Origin of the sequence: Mesorhizobium sp. M1169 (assembly GCF_040318345.1) — a bacterium.
Taxonomy (GTDB): Bacteria; Pseudomonadota; Alphaproteobacteria; order Rhizobiales; family Rhizobiaceae; genus Mesorhizobium.
Genome location: NZ_JAMYME010000045.1, coordinates 1 through 21,511 on the forward strand (window position 1 = coordinate 1; position 21,511 = coordinate 21,511).

The 21,511-nt window shown below is 60.5% G+C and carries 18 protein-coding genes and 2 pseudogenes; 9 read left to right on the forward strand and 11 right to left on the reverse strand.

From position 1 onward, the window contains the following. The first annotated feature begins 921 nt into the window (after positions 1 to 921). Positions 922 to 2,127 (forward strand): methyltransferase domain-containing protein, encoded by a 1,206-nt coding sequence (locus NKH41_RS28780; protein WP_352773592.1) that lies wholly within the window; start codon positions 922 to 924, stop codon positions 2,125 to 2,127. 7 nt (positions 2,128 to 2,134) lie between these two features. Next, complete coding sequence (locus tag NKH41_RS28785; RefSeq protein ID WP_352780038.1) at positions 2,135 to 3,646, forward strand: hypothetical protein; 1,512 nt, start codon at positions 2,135 to 2,137, stop codon at positions 3,644 to 3,646. Positions 3,647 to 3,787: 141 nt separating this feature from the next. Here the strand turns inward: NKH41_RS28785 and NKH41_RS28790 are convergent, their stop codons facing one another. The 5 genes from NKH41_RS28790 to NKH41_RS28810 form a co-directional block, all read right to left on the reverse strand. Continuing rightward, entirely contained in the window at positions 3,788 to 4,519 is a 732-nt protein-coding gene (locus NKH41_RS28790) for a TylF/MycF/NovP-related O-methyltransferase (RefSeq protein ID WP_352935173.1), read from the reverse strand. A gap of 666 nt (positions 4,520 to 5,185) precedes the next feature. Continuing rightward, the gene (locus tag NKH41_RS34275; RefSeq protein WP_352977186.1) at positions 5,186 to 5,440 is read right to left on the reverse strand and encodes a DUF6894 family protein; all 255 of its coding nucleotides are present in this window, start codon (positions 5,438 to 5,440) and stop codon (positions 5,186 to 5,188) included. 215 nt (positions 5,441 to 5,655) lie between these two features. Further along, positions 5,656 to 5,880, reverse strand: a complete 225-nt coding sequence (locus NKH41_RS28800; protein ID WP_352502409.1) for a hypothetical protein — start codon at positions 5,878 to 5,880, stop codon at positions 5,656 to 5,658. A gap of 261 nt (positions 5,881 to 6,141) precedes the next feature. After that, complete coding sequence (locus NKH41_RS28805; RefSeq protein ID WP_352772213.1) at positions 6,142 to 6,453, reverse strand: hypothetical protein; 312 nt, start codon at positions 6,451 to 6,453, stop codon at positions 6,142 to 6,144. Between the two features lie 239 nt (positions 6,454 to 6,692). Then, complete coding sequence (locus tag NKH41_RS28810) at positions 6,693 to 7,175, reverse strand: hypothetical protein (RefSeq protein WP_352935176.1); 483 nt, start codon at positions 7,173 to 7,175, stop codon at positions 6,693 to 6,695. Between the two features lie 267 nt (positions 7,176 to 7,442). Here NKH41_RS28810 and NKH41_RS28815 point away from each other — a divergent pair, with 267 nt between their 5' ends. Then, a complete protein-coding gene (locus tag NKH41_RS28815) occupies positions 7,443 to 8,456 on the forward strand; it encodes a methyltransferase family protein (protein WP_352780045.1) in 1,014 nt (337 codons plus the stop codon). A 32-nt stretch (positions 8,457 to 8,488) separates the two neighbouring features. Here the strand turns inward: NKH41_RS28815 and NKH41_RS28820 are convergent, their stop codons facing one another. Further along, complete coding sequence (locus NKH41_RS28820) at positions 8,489 to 8,791, reverse strand: DUF982 domain-containing protein (RefSeq protein ID WP_352772218.1); 303 nt, start codon at positions 8,789 to 8,791, stop codon at positions 8,489 to 8,491. Between the two features lie 255 nt (positions 8,792 to 9,046). Between NKH41_RS28820 and NKH41_RS28825 the strand changes: the two genes are divergently transcribed. From NKH41_RS28825 to otsB, 4 genes are all read left to right on the forward strand, one after another. After that, positions 9,047 to 10,108, forward strand: coding sequence for a glycosyltransferase family 4 protein (locus tag NKH41_RS28825; protein WP_352772208.1), 1,062 nt, complete (start codon positions 9,047 to 9,049; stop codon positions 10,106 to 10,108). 47 nt (positions 10,109 to 10,155) lie between these two features. Further along, positions 10,156 to 12,318 (forward strand): amylo-alpha-1,6-glucosidase, encoded by a 2,163-nt coding sequence (locus NKH41_RS28830; protein WP_352540550.1) that lies wholly within the window; start codon positions 10,156 to 10,158, stop codon positions 12,316 to 12,318. A 179-nt stretch (positions 12,319 to 12,497) separates the two neighbouring features. Next, the gene (locus tag NKH41_RS28835) at positions 12,498 to 14,279 is read left to right on the forward strand and encodes an alpha,alpha-trehalose-phosphate synthase (UDP-forming) (protein ID WP_023674969.1); all 1,782 of its coding nucleotides are present in this window, start codon (positions 12,498 to 12,500) and stop codon (positions 14,277 to 14,279) included. After that, positions 14,276 to 15,037 (forward strand): trehalose-phosphatase, encoded by a 762-nt coding sequence (otsB, locus tag NKH41_RS28840; RefSeq protein WP_031211298.1) that lies wholly within the window; start codon positions 14,276 to 14,278, stop codon positions 15,035 to 15,037. The genes NKH41_RS28835 and otsB overlap by 4 nt, the downstream gene beginning before the upstream one ends. 17 nt (positions 15,038 to 15,054) lie before the next feature. Here otsB and NKH41_RS28845 read toward each other — a convergent pair. After that, positions 15,055 to 15,264: pseudogene (locus tag NKH41_RS28845) on the reverse strand (ABC transporter ATP-binding protein); the annotation flags it as partial. Here NKH41_RS28845 and NKH41_RS28850 point away from each other — a divergent pair. Both NKH41_RS28850 and NKH41_RS28855 read left to right on the forward strand, forming a co-directional pair. Further along, positions 15,260 to 15,652 (forward strand): MmcQ/YjbR family DNA-binding protein, encoded by a 393-nt coding sequence (locus NKH41_RS28850; RefSeq protein WP_352613817.1) that lies wholly within the window; start codon positions 15,260 to 15,262, stop codon positions 15,650 to 15,652. The pseudogene NKH41_RS28845 and the gene NKH41_RS28850 overlap by 5 nt on opposite strands. A gap of 194 nt (positions 15,653 to 15,846) precedes the next feature. Then, positions 15,847 to 17,305 (forward strand): annotated as a pseudogene (locus NKH41_RS28855) (NCS1 family nucleobase:cation symporter-1). 29 nt (positions 17,306 to 17,334) lie between these two features. Here the strand turns inward: NKH41_RS28855 and NKH41_RS28860 are convergent. The 4 genes from NKH41_RS28860 to secG form a co-directional block, all read right to left on the reverse strand. After that, complete coding sequence (locus NKH41_RS28860) at positions 17,335 to 17,874, reverse strand: DUF1697 domain-containing protein (RefSeq protein ID WP_352502402.1); 540 nt, start codon at positions 17,872 to 17,874, stop codon at positions 17,335 to 17,337. Positions 17,875 to 17,885: 11 nt separating this feature from the next. Continuing rightward, on the reverse strand, positions 17,886 to 19,514 hold the full coding sequence (gene pyrG / locus NKH41_RS28865; protein ID WP_352448839.1) for a CTP synthase: 1,629 nt from the start codon (positions 19,512 to 19,514) through the stop codon (positions 17,886 to 17,888). A 147-nt stretch (positions 19,515 to 19,661) separates the two neighbouring features. Continuing rightward, complete coding sequence (locus tag NKH41_RS28870; protein WP_352502401.1) at positions 19,662 to 20,783, reverse strand: L,D-transpeptidase; 1,122 nt, start codon at positions 20,781 to 20,783, stop codon at positions 19,662 to 19,664. Positions 20,784 to 20,982: 199 nt separating this feature from the next. Further along, positions 20,983 to 21,435 carry a preprotein translocase subunit SecG gene (gene secG / locus NKH41_RS28875; RefSeq protein ID WP_352540554.1) on the reverse strand — a complete coding sequence of 151 codons (453 nt, stop codon included), beginning with the start codon at positions 21,433 to 21,435 and terminating at the stop codon, positions 20,983 to 20,985. Positions 21,436 to 21,511 lie beyond the last annotated feature (76 nt).

The window sequence follows — 21,511 nt, forward strand, 5'->3', positions numbered from 1 at the left end:
CACAAGAAGGAGAGCCTGAGGGCCTTGGCCGCCTGAGCACCGTCATGTGTCCGCCGCTCCGCTAAACACGGGGGCTGCGCGGCGGCCACGCCGACGTCACCGCAATGCCACGCCATTTTGCAGAACTTGACGCACACAACTAGGCCACCCCATGTATCAGGGTATGGCGAGAGGCTGGACGCTCCGATCTGCATGTCCAAAGCTTGCAGTTTCTGGTTCTGAGATGGGGTGGTGTGGCAGGGGACGTGGAGATAATCTCCACGCCCCTATGCCGATTCGGCGATTCGATGAATGACTGCATTGGGAAAATACGCCAGAACAGGGCTACGGCACCCTTCATGATCGAGTTCGCTTCCGCCAAACGGATCGATGTGACGTAGACCCCATCGATGCGAAAGTGCCGAAATAACATCTGTTGAAACGATTGCAGCGTTTGTGAAAGCAATTCGGGCCTTCTGCCGCATATCAGAGTTACGTCGATGGCAGGCGATTTTCTGAGAACATGAACCACAACTTTTTTTCACTAGCCGCGCGGGTCTGGCTTCCTTGACGGGGAGCGGGCGCTGGTCTTGGGCCGGGCAGATATCCGCCCAAAATTGACACTGCCCAGAAAACCCTGAAAACGCAATCGCGAGAAAGGAACAGAAAGGAACTCCCATGGACCGCAACTTCACTCGCGCTCGTTCCAAAGCCTGAAGGCAGATGGTCCAACGGCCCCGGTCGCGAAGTTTCTCGCATCCTAACCCAGATACTCAGGACCAATGTCGCCCGTATTGCTAAAAACCGCTTCCTGTGTCGGTTCTGCACGAGTTCGTTAGCCGGCCTGTTGCGAAATTGCTATTTTAGTGGAACATTCACTTCGGCAATTGGCAATTGGGGGGCCGAACCCGTTTTCCAAGTTCGCGGCGGCCGGTGGGGCAAATGCATGTCACGCAGTTTCTGATCGAGATGCTTACCGTGTTGGGTGCTGCACGGCAGGATGCCGACTATGCCGACTTCCGCAACGATAGCGTCTTCAACGACAAGATAGCGGGTAAGACCTTTATTGATATTGGCAGTCACCATGGCGAACTGTGTCTCGAGGCGCTTCGCCGCGGCGCGACGCGGGCTGTCGGAGTTGAACTCATTCGTGAGAATGTACTGATTGCTCGGCAAAAAGCAGAGCAGACGGGACTCTCGCCTGAATACCTGGAAGCGGATTTCGAGCGGATCGGAGATCTTGGAAGCTTCGATGTCGTCGCCTGCCTGAACGTCTTGCCACAACTGTTCGACCCGATCCATGCCTTGCGACGAATGGCGGCGATGGCGCGCGAACGTCTGGTTCTCGAATTGCCGAACCAGCCCAGCAAGTTGTTTTCGCGCTTTCGGACGCCCGGTCCCGCTATCGACGTTCCCTGGGCCAGGAGGATGCACGAAGTCGCCGGGCGCACCTTTCTACCGAACGTCGCCGCGATGGAAGGGATCTTCAATCAGCACATGGCGACATTCGAGCCTGTTCAAATTGTCCCGTCGAAGCCGCGAAACAGTTTTCTGGTGGTTGCTACCAAAAGACGTATCAAGCATCTGACCGTTGTGGCCGGACCGACCAGTTCCGGAAAAAGTACGTTCAAGAATCGGCTCATCAGCGATCAAGCGTTTCGTGTGTCCTTGGGTTTGCCCGAGGGAGTAACCGCGCAAGCCGACGCGAACGAGATAAGGCGGCTGCCAGATGGCCGGCTCGATCATGTCGTTTTGCACTATGATTTCTTTCGGCCTTATGATCGCGCGCTTGGAACCTATGAGCGCGATCCGGCGGCGGAATTCATTCGCTGCGCCGAACACCTCTCGATATTCACGATGATGACGCCCAAGGCGCGTATCCGTTCGCAGCTGGCCGTCAATGAGTTGAACAAGAAACGGATGAAACCGGACGCCAAGGTGCGCTACGAAGGCCTTTACGTCCGGTATGATTCCCCTGACTTCCTGGCAAGCTGGTACGACAAATGGTTCCGGTTCTGCGCCACCCTGGACCACAATCGACATCGGCTCGCTCGAAACGACGGAAACTACGAATTTTTCGACAGTGCGGATTGGCAACGGATTCACGCGGCAAATTATGGCGAAATCGACGATCTCAAGCCCGCCTAGAAACCACTTGTTGCCTTCCGACGTCTTCGACAAGAAGAAGGTCGCCATCTTTCTGCCGCGGGACACTGGGCTTGCCGAAGCGATCCGGGGTGCTGGTGCGCGCGATGTCGCAATCTATGGCAACGGTCCGGCATCACCTGACCAACTTCGTCTGACGTATCGAACCGCCAAAGATGTCGGTCGCAACAATGCGGATATCGTGCTGCTCGAGGGCCGGTCCGCCATGGCGCTGCGCTCGAAGGATCTAAAGCATATAGGGGGGGCAAGGCTCTTGCTCGTAAGGGCCAGCGCACGTTCGTTTCTCGCCGGGCTTCTGTTGCTAAATCATTTGCGGCGTGGGCGGCTCGCCTGGCGCGGGCAGGTAATGATGCCACCTGCCGCTAGCTGCCACAGGTCGCGCTGGCTTGTCTTCGAGAACGTCGCGCGCAAGCAGCGTAGCGCCAAATACTATGCCGCGCTTGGCCGCGGTATCGTGGACATGTTCAGTTCCGTCGCGGACCTTCGCTACAGCACGCTGCGGTCGGCGCAAAAGATCAGGGATCCGTCGACTTCAGGCGATATCGATCTGCTGGTCCACAATGACGATGCCGGCGAACTGGTGCGGCGAATGACGGAGCGTTTTGGCACGATCCCCCTCGACGTCTATACGCCGTTTAGCGTGCCGGGCCATTCGGATGGCAATGTCGCTTATCTGCCCCCTGCCCGCGCCCTGGACTTGCTTTCGCGGCGCGAGCGGGGCGAATGGGGCGAATGGCATCCGTGTCCAGCCGACGCGCTGTTGAGCTATTGCTATCATTTGCTTTTTCACAGGCAGCCAGGAGTGCTGGGCAAGGATGAAACCCTACTGCCGAAAACCTGGGACGATGAAGCACGGTTTGCCGAGCTCATGCGGCTTTGCGACAAGGCAGGCGTCGCTCGGGTTCGGACGTTGAGCGACATGGAAGCGCTATTGCGGCGCGAGAAATGGTTCCCCGAAAGCGAAACGATCAATTTCGTGGCAAGATCGAACGAATTCGTCCGGTCGAGATATGCGGTCAGGTCATCCTACTTGCCAGGCCTGGCCGTGTTCATCGTCCGCGAAGCCGCGCTGAAATACGAGCTGGTTGGTCCGATCGAAACGATACTTACCGCGGAAGGCTTCGACATCAAGCTGTCCGAAATGATACCCGTGGAACGGAGGATAGAAATTGCTTCGCTCTTTCGTGGCGGCAACTGGGCATCGTCGCAAGACAGCGAACCGGCTGGCGTGCCAGCCCATTTCATCGTCACGTTTGATCCCAACCCATTGCCGATGCCCGAGCAGGTGGAAATCGGACGCGCCTTTGTCGATAACAAACGTCTTTTGCTGAAGAAAAAATTAAGAAAACGGACCGCGCAACTCGCAGACAAGAAGCGTCTGAACGCTCTGCACTCGAGCGACAATTCGCTGCAGGCGCTCGACTATGTCAGGCTGCTTTGCCCCGATCGCTACGATGAATTCGAAGCGCTGGTTCTAAGTCCGTCCGTGCCGGGACGGTAAGACTGCGATGCGAGTTCGCGGTACGCGCACTGAGGGTTGTCGGCTGAACCGTCCTGCCTCAGTTGGAGCCTCCAATAAACGCGATCCGCGGCCCACAGCCACCGTCAGCAATTGCCGTGACGCAGCCGCGGCCATCCAGCGCTAGCTTGCCTTTACGACAATTGCCTGTCCCGTCGGAAGTTCGATGATGCCTTCCGGGCGATTTTCGAAGAATTGGTCAAAGGCCTTTCGGGCTCCAGGACAGAGCGCAGAGCCGTAGTCATCGCATATGATCAGGCCATGCGCGCACACTCGATCGTAGAAGAAGGCAAGCGCATCACGTGTCGGCTCGTATAGATCGACGTCGATATGGACCAGGGCGAAACGCCGGTCGGCGACGCCTGAAAGAGTTTCCGGTATCCATCCAACATGAACCGTGGTGTTGCCGAAGCCTGAAATATTCTCTCTGGCTACCTTCTCGTCGGTGATGAGATCGCCGGACTTCCATGACGTTCGGCCGTTTCGCTTGCGATCCTCTGCGGTCGGTTCCGAGAGGCCGGCGAACGAGTCGAAAAGGTGGTATTGCCGTGGCCGAAGATCGCTCATCAGCATGAATATCGTCGATCGGCCTTGTCTTACGCCGCATTCGGCCACATCGCCGTCGATACGTTCGATCGAGCGCAAGCAGCTTTGCAGGACGAAAGCTCGCGGATCTGGAATCCCGCGGATATTTTTGACCCGCTCTAGCGCCTTGCGGAAAAATGGCTGGTCCTTCCAGACCATATGGCTGGAATAGACATAAAAGCCGTATTTGTCGGCCTTCTTCTGAGATATCTTGTACCAAGCCACGCCTCTACGTTTTTTTGAAATAAAGGCAAGTGCCGCGTCTCTCAATTTCATCTGTATCCTCCAGCATTCGGTATGTGTTCATGAGACGGCAGAGAGAAACTCTGCCGTCATCAGTCGTGAAATGAAGTCGAGTTCCGGCTGAAGGACGTGGTCTTATCCCGCAACGAAGCGCTTCCGGTGCTCGTAATAAGCCAAGATCGTGAATGGAACTCCCATGCGCTGCGACTCAAGATCACGGCCACGTGCCTAGGCCAGTCTGGACATTGGCCGATTGCCTGCGGGAGTTAGCACACTGCCCAACTCGATCTGCGCGCCGCGAAGGATGCGCGGCACTTCCTCATCAGATATTTGCCCACAGCAAGGCAACGCCCTGCAGCAGATGCACCGCAAAAAGCCTTGTCGCAGTTAGAGCTGCAGAAAGCCCGACTAGGAGCCTCAGTCATCGTGATCGGGATCAGTCTCGCCGCGCCGCATTGGTCAGTCCCTGCCCCCGAGCTCCTGGAACGCTACGGTGGTCCCTGGGCCGACACACGGGTGCATAAATCGTGCCCCGTCGGCAAGGCAAGCCATATTTGTTCTTGCTTTGTGCCGGCAGCTATGCTACTAATTTGGCTATGGTGCTGATTTGCACCAACGACCGTCTTGCCGCGACATGCGGTTTTTCAGCCAGGCTCGATCAAAGCTCGCCCGCATCGCGGGGCCTTCGGCGAATCACGGCCGAGTGCCGGCCTTTTCGGCAGCTTCCGAGAATGGAAATCGGAAAAGCAGCTTCCGGTTCTCGTCGCAGATTTCGAAGGAAAGACCTGTCAGGACCGGGCTGCCGCTGAGCAGGCCCTCGGCCAGGATTTCCTTGGCCGAGGCCATTGCGTTATCCTGAGCCGCGGACAAACCGTCCAACTCCTGACCCTCGAAATCTTCCGTCAAGCGGCCCTCATTGTTTCGGAAATGGAAAAAATATCTCGGCATGGCTGCTCCGGTCGGTCGGTTTCTCTAATGCATGTCGCGCAAAACTGTGCAGCGGTTTTGCGGCAACGACATGCACAAAAACAGGCACTTACAGCGCATCGCATGAGGCCGATCGACGCGATGCGCTTTAGTGGCGAGCGCCTCAGGAACAGCGTCGGATTTGTGCACGACAGCACCGTGCGATTTTGGCGTTGGGATTCATGGCGTTTAGGCCTTCATGCGTCAGGTCGATCGAACAGCACCCCCAGCCCGTGTTCGAACGCACATGCCGCAATCATGTCGTCCAGGACTTTTCCGGAGGCCGGGCAATTCGGCATGACAGCCCTGATCGCGATCTCAGCCGCTGCGGTGGAAACCGCATCGTGGCGCCTCTTCCTGGTCTCCATGTATTGCTCGAGCAGAATTTTCAGGCGCCGCGCGGCAATCTCGTCAACGACCATCGTTCTCCCTCGATTCGGCACAATCCGTCTTCCGGGTCTGTCCTCCGGATGAAGGTCCGCTGCCATTGGGTAGCAGCGGACCACTCGGCTGGGTGAGCCAATGACCCGAGGCGGGGGTGTCTCGGACCGACACCACAATAGCTTCGGCAGGCCACTCGTTCCACAGACCGCTGTCGTTGGTAATTTTCGTACACTGAGCATTGCCGCAGACAGTCTGCGACCGTGGGATTTTTGCGTTATGCCCGTAGCCTGATAACCGGATCAGCTTCGGCTTCGATCGACATAGCTGTAGATGCCCGCGCCGATCGCGACCGCTCCTACAGTGATCAGAATCGATGGCACACCCATTAACGTGGCGATGATCCCCCAGACAATGGCGACGGCAATTGCGCCGGCCGTTCCCAGCACCAGTCTAAGCCGTTTCGACATTTTCCGTTTCCCCCAAAGTGCATCTTCCTTTTTCTGGTCGAAATACCGCAATGCGGCAGCATTGTCTGCGCTTTGTTCAACTTTTTTCGCCGCCCTGAGCCCGACCGCTGAGGCGTAAGCGATCCGTATGCGGCCTTGTTGCAAATACCCGCTCGACAATCAGGAAGCTTGGGCGCGAGCCCGAGAAGCGAGGCGTCAGAAAGCGAGGTATCTATGCAAAATTTTCGGAATTTACTCCGGTTCTCGATCATGGCCATGGCGGCCACGACAACCGCAATAGTGATCACCGGCCTTACCCCCGAGACGACCGAAGCGAATTTGATTTGCCATAGGTTGGTCTGCAAGAAGGCGAGCAATGAACACAGTGCTTTCGGCACCAAATATCAGCGCAAATGCACCTGCGAAAATACAAACGAGGGCGCCAACAACCATCGCTCGCCACACAACCTCAACAACAGGCCCATCGGTGGCTCAAGCAGCAGCAGTGGTTCGAGCGGCACCAGCAGTTCGAGCGGCAGCAGCGGTTCGAGCGGTAGCAGCGGATCGAGCGGCACCAGCGGTTCCAGCGGCACCAGCGGTTCGAGCGGAAGCAGCGGTTCGAGAGGCACCAGCAGTTCAAGCGGCAGCAGCGGTTCGAGCGGCAGCAGCGGTTCGAGTGGCACCAGCTGTTCAAGCGGCGTCATTGACGGAACAAGCAGCGGCGGCTCAAGCGGATCGAGCAGTAGCAGCGGATCCAGCGGCGGCAACGACGGGACAAGCAGCAGCGGATCCAACGGCAGCGGTGGAGTGTAGCGGCTGCTCAAGTGGCACCAGCGGCGGCGGGTGGGCACACTACGTGACCCGTCGCGGCCGCCGACGACGATCAACCCTCATGCAACGGGAGTAGCAGCTTGACGCTCCAACCGAAATCCGCGACCGCGCCCCTCACCGGCCTTGCAGGACTGTTTGGTCTTGCGCTGGCCGTCGGAGTGCTCGTCAACAGAAGCTGGCCTGTACATTTGCAGGCCATGACTGTCATTGCAGCTACCGCGGCAGCGATGATCGCGGTCGACACGGCCTATTTCCAGACGTTCCGGAGGCGTTCGACGGGATTGCAGGCGAAGCCGATGCGAGTGCTTGAAGTCGAGCGCGTCGTGCGCAAGCTCATCGGCTTCATCGTCACGCTCACGACCATTGCCGCAGTCTACTGGATAGCGCCGGAATACCGGCGCGGGTTTTACGCCCCCTACTGGGCGGCGCTTTACGACACCTTGCCGGCGCTGCTCGTCGCCGCGCCGTTTTATGTTGCCTATGTCGACCGCCGGCAGACCGATCCGGAAGATTCATATGCCGAAATCGGTGCATTCGTCCTCAGCGGCGCCGTGCCGCAAAGGACCGAGCAGATACGCCAGCACGTGCGGGGCTGGATCGTCAAAGGCTTCTTCCTGCCGCTGATGTTCGTCTATCTGTGCTCCACACTGGGTTCGATCCTTGCCGGGCTGGAACAACCGTATCGATTCGACATCATGCGCTGGCACGCTTTTGCAATCGATCTCCTGTTCATGGTGGATGTTCTTGTCGCGGTCGTCGGCTACGTCTTCACGCTGCGCGTCCTCGACAATCATATCCGCACCGTCGAGCCCACCGTATTCGGCTGGCTGGTCTGTCTTGCCTGTTATGAACCCATCAACGCCGCCACCCGTGCCTACCTGAACTACGAAACGGGCGCCAACTGGACGGCGGTGATGCCCTCACCGGCGCTCCAGGTTTTCTGGGGATCGGCGATCCTCTTCTGCATCTTGATTTTTGTCTGGTCCACCGTGAGCTTTGGCCTGAGATTTTCCAATCTCACCAATCGCGGAATCATCACCTGCGGACCGTATCGCTGGATCAAGCATCCGGCCTATGTTTCGAAAAACCTGTCGTGGTGGCTGGTCTCCCTACCTTTCCTCACCGCCGCAGGACCCGCTGAAGCGCTGCGGCACTCCGCCATCCTGCTCGCGCTCAATGCCATCTACGCACTCCGCGCCATCACCGAGGAATGCCATCTGTCACGCGACCCCGATTACGTCGCCTATCGCGATTACATCAGCGAAAACGGCGCCGTTGCTCAGCTCAAACGACTGTTCGCGAAAGCGAGTCGGTCGCCGATCAGGCGCTCAGGCTGAATGCCCTTGCTCGGACATCTGCGGCAGCTGGCCTATCGCCTCAAGGCGTGATCGCGATGCCGATCCTCGCCGCTCATCGGCAACGGCCGATCGCCCTCGAGCAGGCGGGTGATCCGGGCGAAGCCGGCAAAAGCCTTTCTCGCTTCCTCGGTCGACATCCGGCCGGCCATGGCCGCAGCGCAGCAATTCACGGCGCACTGGTAAACCGGCCCGCGCCGCCCGGCCGGCCATTTTCGCAAGAATGCCATCGCTTCGGCAACGCTGTCGATCTCCTCCACGGGCTGTCCCTGTCCGCGCAAAATCCGCACGGGCGAAAAGAATTGCAAGCGGTCCATCATTTCCTCCCCGTCGACCGGATGCGTGCGATCGAACCCCACTAAACTCGCGAACCCGACTTTGGTTCCCGGCAAAACATGGCTTGGCCTGAAAAATGTTTGCTGGACGAGACGAGCAGCGGTGGACGCGCCCGGCAGCTCCAATTGGGTGACATCTTGCCCCAATTGGGTGACATCTTGCCATTGTACGGGAACGTTAGGGCGGCTGATGCATTTCGATGCCACGAGCAGTCTTTTTGAGGGAAATGCCAAAACATGAGAATAGCCCATGTGGCGCCGCTCCATGAATCCGTGCCACCCCGGTTCTATGGAGGGACGGAGCGCATCGTCTCCTATCTGACCGAAGGATTGGTCGAGCTTGGCCATGACGTGACCCTGTTCGCCAGCGGCGATACCAAGACATCGGCGAAATTGGTGGCGTGTCGCGAGCGCGCGCTCCGTCTCGATCCGCGCCCGCACAAATCCGAAACCGCGGCGCATCTCTCGATGCTCGCCGAGGTGAGGAGCCGTGCGCAACAGTTCGACATCATCCATTTCCATCTCAGCCACTTCCTGCATTTTCCTTTCTTCGAACACATGCCCGACCGGACGGTGACGACACCGCATGGCAGGCTCGACTATGTCGACCTGGCCCCGGCCTACGAACATTTTCCGCGCTTTCCGATGATCTCGATTTCGCGCAGCCAGAGAACGGGGCTACCCAGAGCAAATTGGCTGGCGACCATCCATCACGGGCTACCGATCAATATGTACGAGCCGACTTTCGAGACGGAGGTGGACGAGCCGTATCTGGCCTTTCTGGGCCGGCTGTCGCGCGACAAGCGCCCGGATCGTGCCATTGAGATCGCCTTGCGCTCCGGGCTGAAACTGAAGCTTGCGGCAAAGATCGGCGACGACGACCGCCCTTTTTTCCACGACACGGTCGAGCCGCTGATCGACGGCGACCGTGTCGACTATATCGGCGAGATCGAAGAGGACAGAAAAGTGGAATTCCTCGGCAAGGCGGCCGGCCTGCTGTTTCCGATCGATTGGCCGGAGCCGTTCGGTCTTGCCGCGATAGAGGCTATGGCCTGTGGCACGCCGGTAATCGCCTGGAAATGCGGTGCCCTGCCGGAGATCATCGACCACGGCGTGACCGGTTTCCTTGTCGATACGGTCGATGCCGCAGTCGCCTCGATACCGGAATTGCTGCGCCTCGACAGGCGACAGGTGAGAGCCGTGTTCGAAAACCGTTTTTCTGCCACGAGAATGGCCCACGACTATGTGGCTGCCTATGCGCGCCTGATCGGTACTCCCGGTGAAGCGAGAGCGTCCTGATCGGCGTCATTGTGGACGTTGGAACGAAACGACAGAGCTTGTGACGTATGAATCAACTCGACGAGCGTAAGCTTGATCCCGCCGTAGCCCTTGCCTCCCTCGACGAGGTTGCGCCCCGGGAGCCGCACCGGCTGTTCGCCCTCAAGCAAGCCGACTGCTTCGCGGTGGCCGACGCCTATGGCGACATCCGCGGCGCCGGCGATGGCTTTTTCCGAGACGACACGCGTGTGCTTTCGGAATTCCGGCTGACGGTCGGTGGCCGGCAAATGTCGTTGCTCGGCGCCTCGCTCAGCCAGGACAATGTGCTTTTCACCTCGAACCTGACCAATCTGCCGATCCAGAGTGTCGGTGGTCGCGACATTCCGCAGGGCGCGATCCACATAGAACGCGTCAGGCTGCTTTGGCAGGACCGGCTGTTCGAGCGCATCACCCTTTCCAACTACAGCCAGGAATCGTCGGCCATTCGGGTTTCCTTGCATTTCGCAGCAGATTTCCGCGACATGTTCGAGGTGCGCGGTTCGACCCGGCTCAAGCGCGGAATAGCCCACGCCGCCGAGACCAGTCCGACATCCGTGGTGCTTCGATATGACGGGCTGGACCAACTCGTGCGGCTGTCGGCGATCTCGTTCTCGCAGGCGCCGGACAATTTGACCGCCAGCCGCGCGGATTTCCTGGTTGCGGTGACGAAGCGCAGCAGCGAGGTCCTCTATATCGAGGTCGGCCCGGAAGTGGCGGAGACACCCGACCGCGACCGTTTTCGGGCTGCAGCCGCCCGCGCTCGCTTCGGCATGCGCGCCAAACGCCGCCACGGCGCGACGGTGCACAGTTCTGGCCGCGTCTTCAACGACTGGATCGAACGCGCGCGCGCGGACGTGGCGCTGCTGACCACCGAGCTTGCAACCGGACCTTACCCCTATGCCGGCATACCCTGGTTCTCGACGGCATTTGGCCGTGACGGGGTGATTTCCGCATTGCAGATGCTGTGGTTGAATCCTGGGCTGGCGCGCGGCGTACTCGCCTTTCTCGCCCAGCATCAGGCGACCGAAACGTCGCCGTTCAGCGATTCGCAGCCCGGCAAGATCATGCACGAGACCCGCAAGGGCGAGATGGCGGCACTGCGGGAGCTCCCGTTCGGCCGCTATTACGGCGGCGTCGATACCACGCCGCTCTATATTCATCTCGCTTGCGCCTATGCGGATCGTACCGGCGACATGGCGTTCGTCGACAGCCTGTGGCCATCGCTCTGTGCAGCGGCCGAATGGACGGAGGAGACAAGCCGCGCGACCGGCTTCGTTACCTACCAGCGCGGCGCCGAGACCGGCCTTGCCAACCAGGGCTGGAAGGACAGTTTCGATTCCGTCTTCCATGCCGATGGCCGCATGCCCAAGGGGCCGATCGCCCTGGTCGAGGTGCAAGGCTACGTCTTTGCCGCGTTCCGTGGGCTGGCGGCGCTCGCCCGCCGCCGCGGCGAGGACGACAAGGCCGATCATTGGGAGGAACGCGCCGAAACCATGCGCGCCGCGGTGGAACGCCATTTCTGGATGGACGATCTCAATTTCTATGCACTGGCGATCGATGGTGCAGGCGAGCTCTGCAAGGTACGGACGTCGAATGCCGGCCATCTTCTCTTTGTCGGGCTGCCCGAGCCGGAACGGGCGCAGATGGTCGCCGATCAGCTGCTCTCCGCGTCGTTCCACTCTGGTTGGGGCGTGAGGACGCTGGCCGACGATGCGATATTCTTCAATCCGATGTCCTACCACAATGGTTCGATCTGGCCGCACGACACCGCCATGTGCGGTGCGGGCCTGGCACGTTATGGCGTGCGCGACAGCGTGGTTCGGCTGATGAGCGGCACGTTCGAATCGGCTGTCCATTTCAACATGCGTCTGCCGGAACTGTTCTGCGGCTTTACCCGGTCGCCGGGCGAAGCGCCCATCGCCTATCCCGTCGCGTGCCTGCCGCAAGCCTGGTCAGCGGGATCGGCCTTCATGCTGATGCAGGCCTGCCTTGGGCTCGAAATCGACGGCTGGAACAGCGAAATCCGGGTCACCCGCCCAAGGCTGCCGATCGGCATCGACACGCTGACATTGCGGCATCTGGGTGTCGGCTCGACAGTGGTCGACCTCACATTCCAGCGTGTCGGCGACCGGGTCGTCGCCTTTCTTGCCGACCGGTATGAGGGGATGGTGCCGCTCATCGTGCGCACTTGATGCCGCCGCGCTGCGGCGCATCGAAAATGACGCGCGCGTTGCAATCGTCCGGAACCGATAGCCTCTTTGTGCGTTGCAAAAATGGGCGGGGTGGGGACGCTGTCGTTGTCATACGGCGGCGAACCAGAAAACAAATAAAAAAAACGGCTATCGGCCGGCCGGAGGCGAGATCACATTCCATGTCAGATTATACTGTAAACCTGCTCTGGGTTTTGCTGATTGCAAGTTTTGGCTTTTCCGCTTTTGCCATTCTCCTGTCGATATCCCGCCAGCGCCGCGGTCGCGCAACGGCCGCCGCATACACGCCGAGCGAGGATGTCGCCTCGGAAGCGGCACGCAAGGTGCTGCGCGAGTTCGAAAAGAACGGCCAGTCCGCCGATGCGGCACTGGTCACGTGGTCGCCCGACACGTTGCGCAAGATCCTGGCCGACGACCTGCCGGACGCACAGGTCATCGTGGTGTCCAACCGCGAACCCTACATCCACAACATCAAGGACGACGGGGTCCAACTTTTGGTGCCGGCCAGCGGCCTGGTTTCGGCACTCGAGCCCATCACCCGCGCCTGTGCCGGCACCTGGATCGCCTATGGCGGCGGCACGGCAGACCGTCTCACCGTCGACAAGGACGACCGGGTGCAGGTGCCGCCAGGCAATCCGTCCTACACGCTGCGCAGGGTCTGGCTGACGGAGGAGGAATATCAGGGCTACTATCTGGGCTTCGCTAATGAGGGCCTATGGCCGCTTTGCCATATCGCCTTCACCCGCCCCGTGTTTCGCGCCTCGGACTGGGACGCCTACGAGGCCGTCAACCGCAAATTCGCCGATACGGTGGTTGCCGAAGCCCGCAACGAACGGCCGATCGTGCTGGTGCAGGACTATCATTTCGCGCTGCTGCCGCGCATGATCCGCCAGCGCCTGCCGGACGCGATAGTCATCACCTTCTGGCATATCCCGTGGCCTAATTCGGAAGTATTCAGCATCTGTCCGTGGCGTGAGCGGATCCTGGAAGGACTGCTCGGCAGTTCGATCATCGGCTTTCATACCCAATTCCATGCCAACAACTTCACCGAAAGTGTCGACCGCTTTCTGGAGAGCCGGATCGAACGGGCAGACGCGGCAATCTCCTATGGTGGGCAGACCACATTGGTCCACGCCTATCCCATTTCCATAGAATGGCCGGCCCAATTGCTGGCAAAACTGCCGTCTGTGGAGGAGTGCCGCGCCAGCGTGCGCGACAGATTCGGCCTGTCTGCGGATACCAAACTATGCGTTGGCGTCGAGCGCCTCGACTACACGAAAGGCATTCTCGATCGCTTCCATGCCTTGGACGAATTGTTCACGAGATATCCCGAATGGATAGGCAAGGTGGTTTTCCTGCAGATCGCCGCGCCGAGCCGGGGGACATTGCCCGCCTACCAGCAACTCCACGACGAATGCCGCCGCTGTGCCGAGGAGCTCAACCGGCGCTATGGCAGCGAGACATACAGCCCTATCCTGATGGTCGCCGAACATCATCGGCAGGAGCAGGTCTACGAGGTCTATCGTGCCGCCGACATCTGTATGGTCACCAGTCTGCATGACGGCATGAACCTTGTCGCCAAGGAATTCGTCGCAGCGCGCGACGACGAACAGGGCGTGCTTTTGCTCAGCACCTTCGCCGGTGCCTCGCGCGAATTGCTGGAAGCACTGATCGTCAACCCCTACGATGCGGCGATGATGAGCGAGGCGCTGTTGCAGGCGCTGACGATGACGCCGGAAGAGCAGCGCGAACGTTTGCGGCCGATGCGCGAGATGGTCCGCGACAACAATGTCTACCGCTGGGCCGGCAGCATGCTGCTGGACGCCGCGCGCCTGCGCAAACGCGGCGATCTCGACAGGGTGACCGGAACCGGCGAGCGCCCGCCATCGAACACCAACAACGTCATCTCGATGTTCGAGCGGGCTCGGAAGGCAGCGTCGTGAAAAGCTTTGAACAACCACCGGCGTTGAACCTGTCGGAAGGGCAATGGGCGCTCTTCCTCGACATCGACGGAACCCTGCTGGAACACGCTGCCCATCCCGACGCGGTGTTCGTCGGCGAGGAATTGCGCAATCTGCTCGAACGCATCGAGCGGCGGCTGGATGGTGCGGTCGCCTTCATCACCGGCCGATCGATTCCCGCCGTGGACAAGCTGTTCCACCCGCTGAAGCTGCGGATTGCCGGACTGTATGGGCTGGAGCACCGGCTGACGCCGAGCGGTCCGATCGATGCCGCCGACGCGCCGGCCGACATCGCCGCCCTTGCGGACGAGATCGAGGCCGAACTGGGCAGCGGCAAGGTCTATGTCGAGCGCAAGGGGCCGGTCCTTGCCGTTCATACAAGAGCAGCACCGCAACTGCTTGCACCCGCAATCCAGCTCGTCGAACAGGCATTGGCCCGGCTTCCGAAGGGTTATCGGGTGCTTCCGGGAAACGCCGGCGTCGAGCTCATGCCTTTGGAAGCCGTCAAAGGTGCTGCCATCCGGCGTTTCATGGACATTCCGCCCTTTGTTGGCCGGCGGCCGATATTCCTCGGAGACGATACATCGGACGAACACGGGTTCGAGGCGATCAATGAAATTGGCGGCATCTCCATCCGCGTGAAGCCGAACGGACCGACGGCCGCAACCTATGTCCTCGACGACGTGACGGGCGCAATAGCCTGGCTCGAGGCCAGTTTCGAGACGTCGGCGGTGGCCTGATCGCGCCGTGGCCCGGTTCAGCTGATCTTCCCGTCCACCATGTGAATGCGGCGATCCATGCGTGCGGCCATGTCGACGTCATGCGTGACTGCCACGACCGTCTTGCCGCGTTCGCGCACCAGATTCTGCAGGATTGTGAACACCTGCTCCGAGCCCTTGCTGTCGAGGCTCCCCGTCGGCTCGTCTGCCAGGATAGCCACCGACAGCGATGGAGGAGAGTTGATGAGTAGGAAATCGCGTGCTTCGACCGATGCTGTTCTCAAGGAACTGCGCGCCTTCGGCCTCACCTATCCAGGCGCCGAGACAAAGAGTCCGTGGCCTGGTCACGACGATCTCGCGGTGAAAGGCAAGACCTTTGCTTATTTGAGCCTTGAAGGCGAACGGTTCAGCATCTCCCTCAAACTCCCCTACAGCGGCGACGAGGCGAGAAAGCTCCACTATGCGTCGCCGACGGAGTACGGCCTTGGCAAGAGCGGATGGGTGACGTTCGAACCAGCACCGGACGAACTGCCACCGATGGGACAACTGAAGTCATGGCTCGATGAGAGTTATCGCGCACAAGCGCCCAAAAAGCTTGCCGCCCTGATCACTCACAAGGTGGACTCTGGAGCTTAGGTCGAGCGATCGGTGTCACCCCACCGAATCGCCGGCGCTAGAAGCTCAACGACGCCACGCCGATAAGCGCGTTTCTCATTGAATGACTTTAAGCCCAAAGCCGGCAAATCGTCTGCTTGCCGGTTCCCCTGCGTCAGGCTTAACCTGCGTGCCATGCGTGGAGGCGCGTGCGGTTGCAAGGGGAGGACATAGCAATGACAATACAAGGCGCATCACCGGACCTGTACAATGAGGATCTCGCTCCGGCGAAGGTTCGAAACTGGGGACCGTTCTCGATCTTCAACGTCTGGACGTCGGACGTCCACAGCCTGTGGGGCTACTATCTCGCTGCCAGCCTGTTCCTGTTCTGCGGCGGCTTCGTCAACTTCATCATCGCCATCGGTATCGGTTCGCTGATCATCTATGCGTTGATGAACATGGTCGGCTATGCCGGCGTGAAGACCGGGGTGCCCTACCCGGTCCTGGCGCGTGCCTCCTTCGGCATCTGGGGCGCCAACATACCGGCGCTGGTGCGCGCCATCGTCGCCTGCTTCTGGTACGGCGCGCAGACGGCGGCCGCCTCCGGGGCGATCGTAGCCCTGCTGATCCGCTCGCAATGGTTCGCCGACTTCAACCAGAGCACACATTTCCTCGGCCATTCCGGGCTCGAGGTGATCTGCTTCGCCGTCATCTGGGCGCTGCAACTCCTGATCATCCAGAAAGGCATGGAAACGGTGCGCCGCTTCCAGGATTGGGCCGGACCGGCGGTGTGGGTGATGATGCTGATCCTGGCGATCTATCTTTGCATCAAGGCAGGCACCTTCGCTTTCACCAGCGACATCCCGATGGATGTGCTGCTGGAAAAGACAAAGGACGCGGGCGTGCCGGGCACGCCGGGCTCCTGGACCTCGCTGTTTGCGGTGGCCGCGATCTGGGTGACCTATTTCTCCGCGCTCTATCTCAACTTCTGCGATTTCGCGCGCTACGCCCCCGACAAGGCATCGCTGCGCAAGGGCAACATCTGGGGCCTGCCGGTCAATCTTATCCTGTTCTCGCTGGTCGCCGGCGTTACGACGATCGCCGCCTTCGACGTCTATGGCGAGGTGCTGCTGCATCCCGACCAGATTTCGGCGAAATTCGACAGCTGGTTCCTGGCGGCGCTCGCAGCCCTGACCTTTGCGGTGGCGACGCTCGGCATTAATGTGGTGGCGAACTTCGTGTCGCCGGCCTTCGACTTCTCCAATGTCTTTCCACGCCAGATCGACTTCAAGAAGGGCGGCTACATCGCGGCGCTGATCGCGCTGGTGCTCTATCCATTCGCGCCCTGGGAAGGCAGTGCCGCCTCCTTCGTCAACATCATTGGCGCAACGATGGGGCCGATCTTCGGCGTGATGATGGTCGACTACTATCTGATCCGGAAGGGCGAGGTCGACGTCGATGCGCTCTACAGGGAGAATGGCGAATTCCGCTTTCAGGGCGGCTGGCATGTCAACGCCTTCATCGCCGCCGGTATCGGCGCGGTCTTCTCCTCGATCCTGCCCAACTTCACCAGCCTGCTGCCGTCATGGTGGGGCGTCTATGGCTGGTTCTTCGGCGTGGCAATTGCCGGCGTTATCTACTACAATGCTGCGCACGATGGCACTCGGTGCCGGAGCCAGGATAGCCAAAGCTTGAGCGATTCGGGGCGGCGCGAGCCGCCCCGTTCATTCTGCGACCATCTCGGCCAGGCGGCGCACCGTATTCCAGTTGCGCGAGGTGCCGATGCCCAGGCGTTTGTGACTGACCGCCGCAAGCAGCCGCGAACTCGGCGTCTCGCGCGAAAAGGCGATCCAGATGTCGCCGCCCACCGCCTGCAGCTTTTCATTCCTGCCGATATAGGCCCGCAGCGCAGCGACCGCATCAGGGGGAACAGGCGACCGCATCACGCGCACCGCCACCTGGTCCGCGGCCTCAGCCGATTCGGCTGGGAACGGATTGCCGGCCGCCAGCTTCAGCCAGCCGTCGGCGCGGCGCACGATGATGTCGACGTGGCGGCCGAAAGTCTTTGCGAACGCCGCCTCCAGCCGCTGCTCCAACGCCGCAAGTTCTGTTTCTTGCGCCTCGAAGACCAGATTGCCGGTCGCTACCAGTGTGCGCGGGTTATTCAGACCCAGGCCCTCGGCCATCGCCTTCAGATCGGACATGACGACCCGCCGCCCCTCGCCCAGGACAATGCTGTAGAGCAGCGCGACGTAAGTTTGCATGGGCGGCTAGTTTAGACCAGCCGCGACTGCTCTACCGCCGCCTCGATGAAGCTGGCAAACAGCGGGTGCGGATCGAGCGGCCGGCTTTTCAACTCGGGATGGTACTGCACGCCGATGAACCAGGGGTGGTCGGGATATTCGACCGTTTCCGGTAGCACGCCGTCCGGCGACATGCCGGCAAACACCAGGCCGCAATCCTCGAGCCGCTCCTTATAGTCGACATTGACCTCGTAGCGGTGGCGATGGCGTTCGGAAATCTGGGTATCGCCATAGATCTCGGCGATCTTCGATCCCTTGGCGAGGTCGGCCTGGTAGGCACCGAGCCGCATGGTACCACCAAGGTCGCCGGTTTCCCTGCGCTTTTCCAGCATGTTGCCCTTCAGCCATTCGGTCATCAAGCCGACAACCGGCTCCTCGGTTGGACCGAACTCGGTCGATGATGCGTGCTCGACGCCGGCCAGCGAACGCGCCGCCTCGATGCAGGCCATCTGCATGCCGAAGCAGATGCCGAAATACGGCACCTTGCGTTCGCGCGCGAACTTCGCCGCCAGGATCTTGCCCTCCGAGCCGCGCTCGCCAAAACCGCCGGGGACGAGAATGCCATGGACCTTCTCCAGCCACGGCGCCGGGTCTTCCTTCTCGAATATCTCGCTTTCGATCCAGTCGAGCTTGACCTTGACCCGGTTGGCGAGGCCGCCATGCGACAGCGCCTCGATCAGCGATTTGTAGGCGTCCTTGAGGCCGGTATATTTGCCGACGACGGCAATGGTCACTTCGCCTTCTGGATTGTGGATGCGGTTGGACACCGCTTGCCACCGTTCCATGCGCGGCTTCGGCGCCGGATCGATGCCGAAGGCCGCCAGCACTTCCGAATCCAGCCCTTCATTGTGATAGGCCATCGGCACGTCGTAGATATGCGGGACGTCGAGCGCCTGGATGACGGCGCTTTCGCGGACATTGCAGAACAGCGACAGCTTTCTGCGCTCTTCCTTGGGGATCGGCCGGTCGGCGCGGACCAGCAGTATGTCGGGTGCAATGCCGATGCCGCGCAACTCCTTGACCGAATGCTGCGTCGGCTTGGTCTTCAGTTCGCCTGCCGTCGGAATGTAAGGCATCAAGGTCAGGTGGACGTAGACGGCGTTGTTGCGCGGCAGGTCGTTGCCGAGCTGGCGGATCGCCTCCAGGAACGGCATCGCTTCGATGTCGCCGACGGTGCCGCCGATCTCGCACAGCACGAAATCGTAGTCGTCATTGCCGTTGAGGACGAAATTCTTGATCTCGTCGGTGACGTGCGGAATGACCTGCACGGTAGCGCCGAGATAGTCGCCGCGCCGCTCGCGCTCGATGATGTTCTTATAGATGCGGCCGGTGGTGATGTTGTCCTGCTGGTTGGCCGAGCGGCCGGTGAAGCGCTCATAATGGCCAAGATCGAGATCGGTCTCGGCCCCGTCATCGGTCACGAAGACTTCGCCGTGCTGATAGGGCGACATCGTGCCGGGATCGACATTGAGATAGGGATCGAGCTTTTTGATGCGTGCGCGATAGCCCCGCGCCTGCAAGAGAGCCCCAAGGGCCGCTGCAGCAATGCCTTTTCCAAGTGAGGAAACCACGCCGCCTGTGATGAATACATATCGCGCCATGGGAGTCATCGCTTAACGCGGCCGAATTGATTCCGCCAGAGAAAAAACCGCCGCGAAGGCTTTTTCCCAAGAAGGCGCTCTGGTCGTTGGCGTATCAAAACAAAAGGGCCGGCGAGGCCGGCCCTTTTGGCACGATCTGTCAAAGCGTCAGATGATGACGACTTTGGTGCCTACTTTCACCCGGCGGTAAAGGTCCATGACGTGCTCGTTGATCATACGGAAGCAGCCATTGGAGGCGCTGGTTCCGATTGACTGCGGCGCGATGGTGCCGTGAATGCGCAGGTGGGTATCTTTCTTGCCGTCGTAAAGATAGATGGCGCGCGCACCGAGCGGATTGTCGCCGCCGCCGGGCATGCCGTCCTTGTACTGGCCATAGTGCTTGGGTTCGCGCTTTTGCATATCCAGCGTCGGAATCCAGCGCGGCCATTCCTGCTTGTCGCCGACGGCAACCGTACCCTTGAACTGCAGGCCTTCCCGGCCGACCGCGATGGCATAACGGCGGGCGGTTGACGATGATTCGACGAGGTAGAGACGACGGGCGCTGGTATCGATGACGATGGTGCCGGGGTTGTAGCCGGTGAATTCGACCTCCTGCGGCACGAATTCCGGCTTGACCTTGAACTGCCGCTTGGCCTGCTTCCTTTCGAGCGCGGCGTCGAGCGCGCGTGTTTCCGGAAGCAGCGACATCGACGAAGAGGATGTGCCGCCGAACAGTCCCGCGAACAGCCCGACGCTCTGCGGCTTCTGCCCGACCGGTTCGCTGCGCAACTCGCCATTGTTGCCGGTCAGCGCAACGTTCATGGCCTCGGCCGGGATCGGCTCGGCCGACTGGATCGGCGCAATGGGCGTAATCGGTTCGATGATGTTGACGGTCTTCTTCTTGGCCGGCGTGGCGTCAGCCACCTTGGCCGTTGCGAGCGGCTGGCTCTTCTTGGCAAGGAACGCCTGCCGTTCCGCATCGGCTTTGCCTTTCGCCGCCTCGCGCATCGCCAGCTTCCTAGCTTCGAGTGCCTTGGCGCGAGCGGCGTCCTTGTCGGCTGCGATCTTGGCTTCGATCTTGCGGATCTGCGCAAGGTCGTCCGGCGTCGGATCTTTCTTCTTCTTGAGAAGCTTCAATTGCGCTGCATCGCTTTTGGCAGCGACCTTGACGACGTCGGTTGTTGTTGCGGCTTTGTGGGCCGAGTTTGCCGTCGGCATGGCCGCGAAAGCGGGCGCACCTAGGCTGAGCACGGCACAAAGGCCGGCAAAAATGAAGCTGCGAAGCTGCATGGGGAAGATCCGATCGTTCAATGCTTGTTGCCCACGGCGTCGCCCGGCGCCCCCCAAGGACGCCGAGAATGCCGCGTGCAACGTATAATCGATTAGCCGGAAGCGCCTCAAGCGTGAGGCGCAGTCGAATCTTCATGATCGTGCGGCATTTGCCGCGACTGTGTTCAAACGACAACAGATCGCGGCATAAGTTGCCCTATTACTGGTTGGGGACCTGCGGCGTGGCCGGCGCGGCGGCGCCGTTTGTCGCTGGCGGCGTCGCCGGAGCGGTTGCCGGCGGCGTCGTTGCCGCGCCATTGCCGGACGGCGGGGTCGGCGCCGTGGTGCCTGAAGGCGGCGTCGGCGTCGTGGTTCCAGGCAATTGGTTGAGTACGCCCTTGCCTGCTCCGTCCGAGGTCGCCGGCACGCGATCGAGAATGTCGATCGGCTTCTCGCCATAGCGCGCAACGATCGACAGTGTCAGCGAGGTGACGAAGAAAGCGGCAGCCAGGATCGCCGTCGCCCGCGTCAGCGCATTGGCGGCGCCACGCGCGGTCATGAAGCCCGATCCGCCGCCGATGCCGAGGCCGCCGCCTTCGGAGCGCTGCAGCAGCACCACGCCGACAAGCGCGAGCACGACCATGAGGTGGACGACGATCAGTACGGTTTCCATAATTTACCCTGGCAAGGCCTTGTGCGGCCGCTGATTTGGAGGCGGCTCAATACAATGCTTTGACGGCATTTCCAAG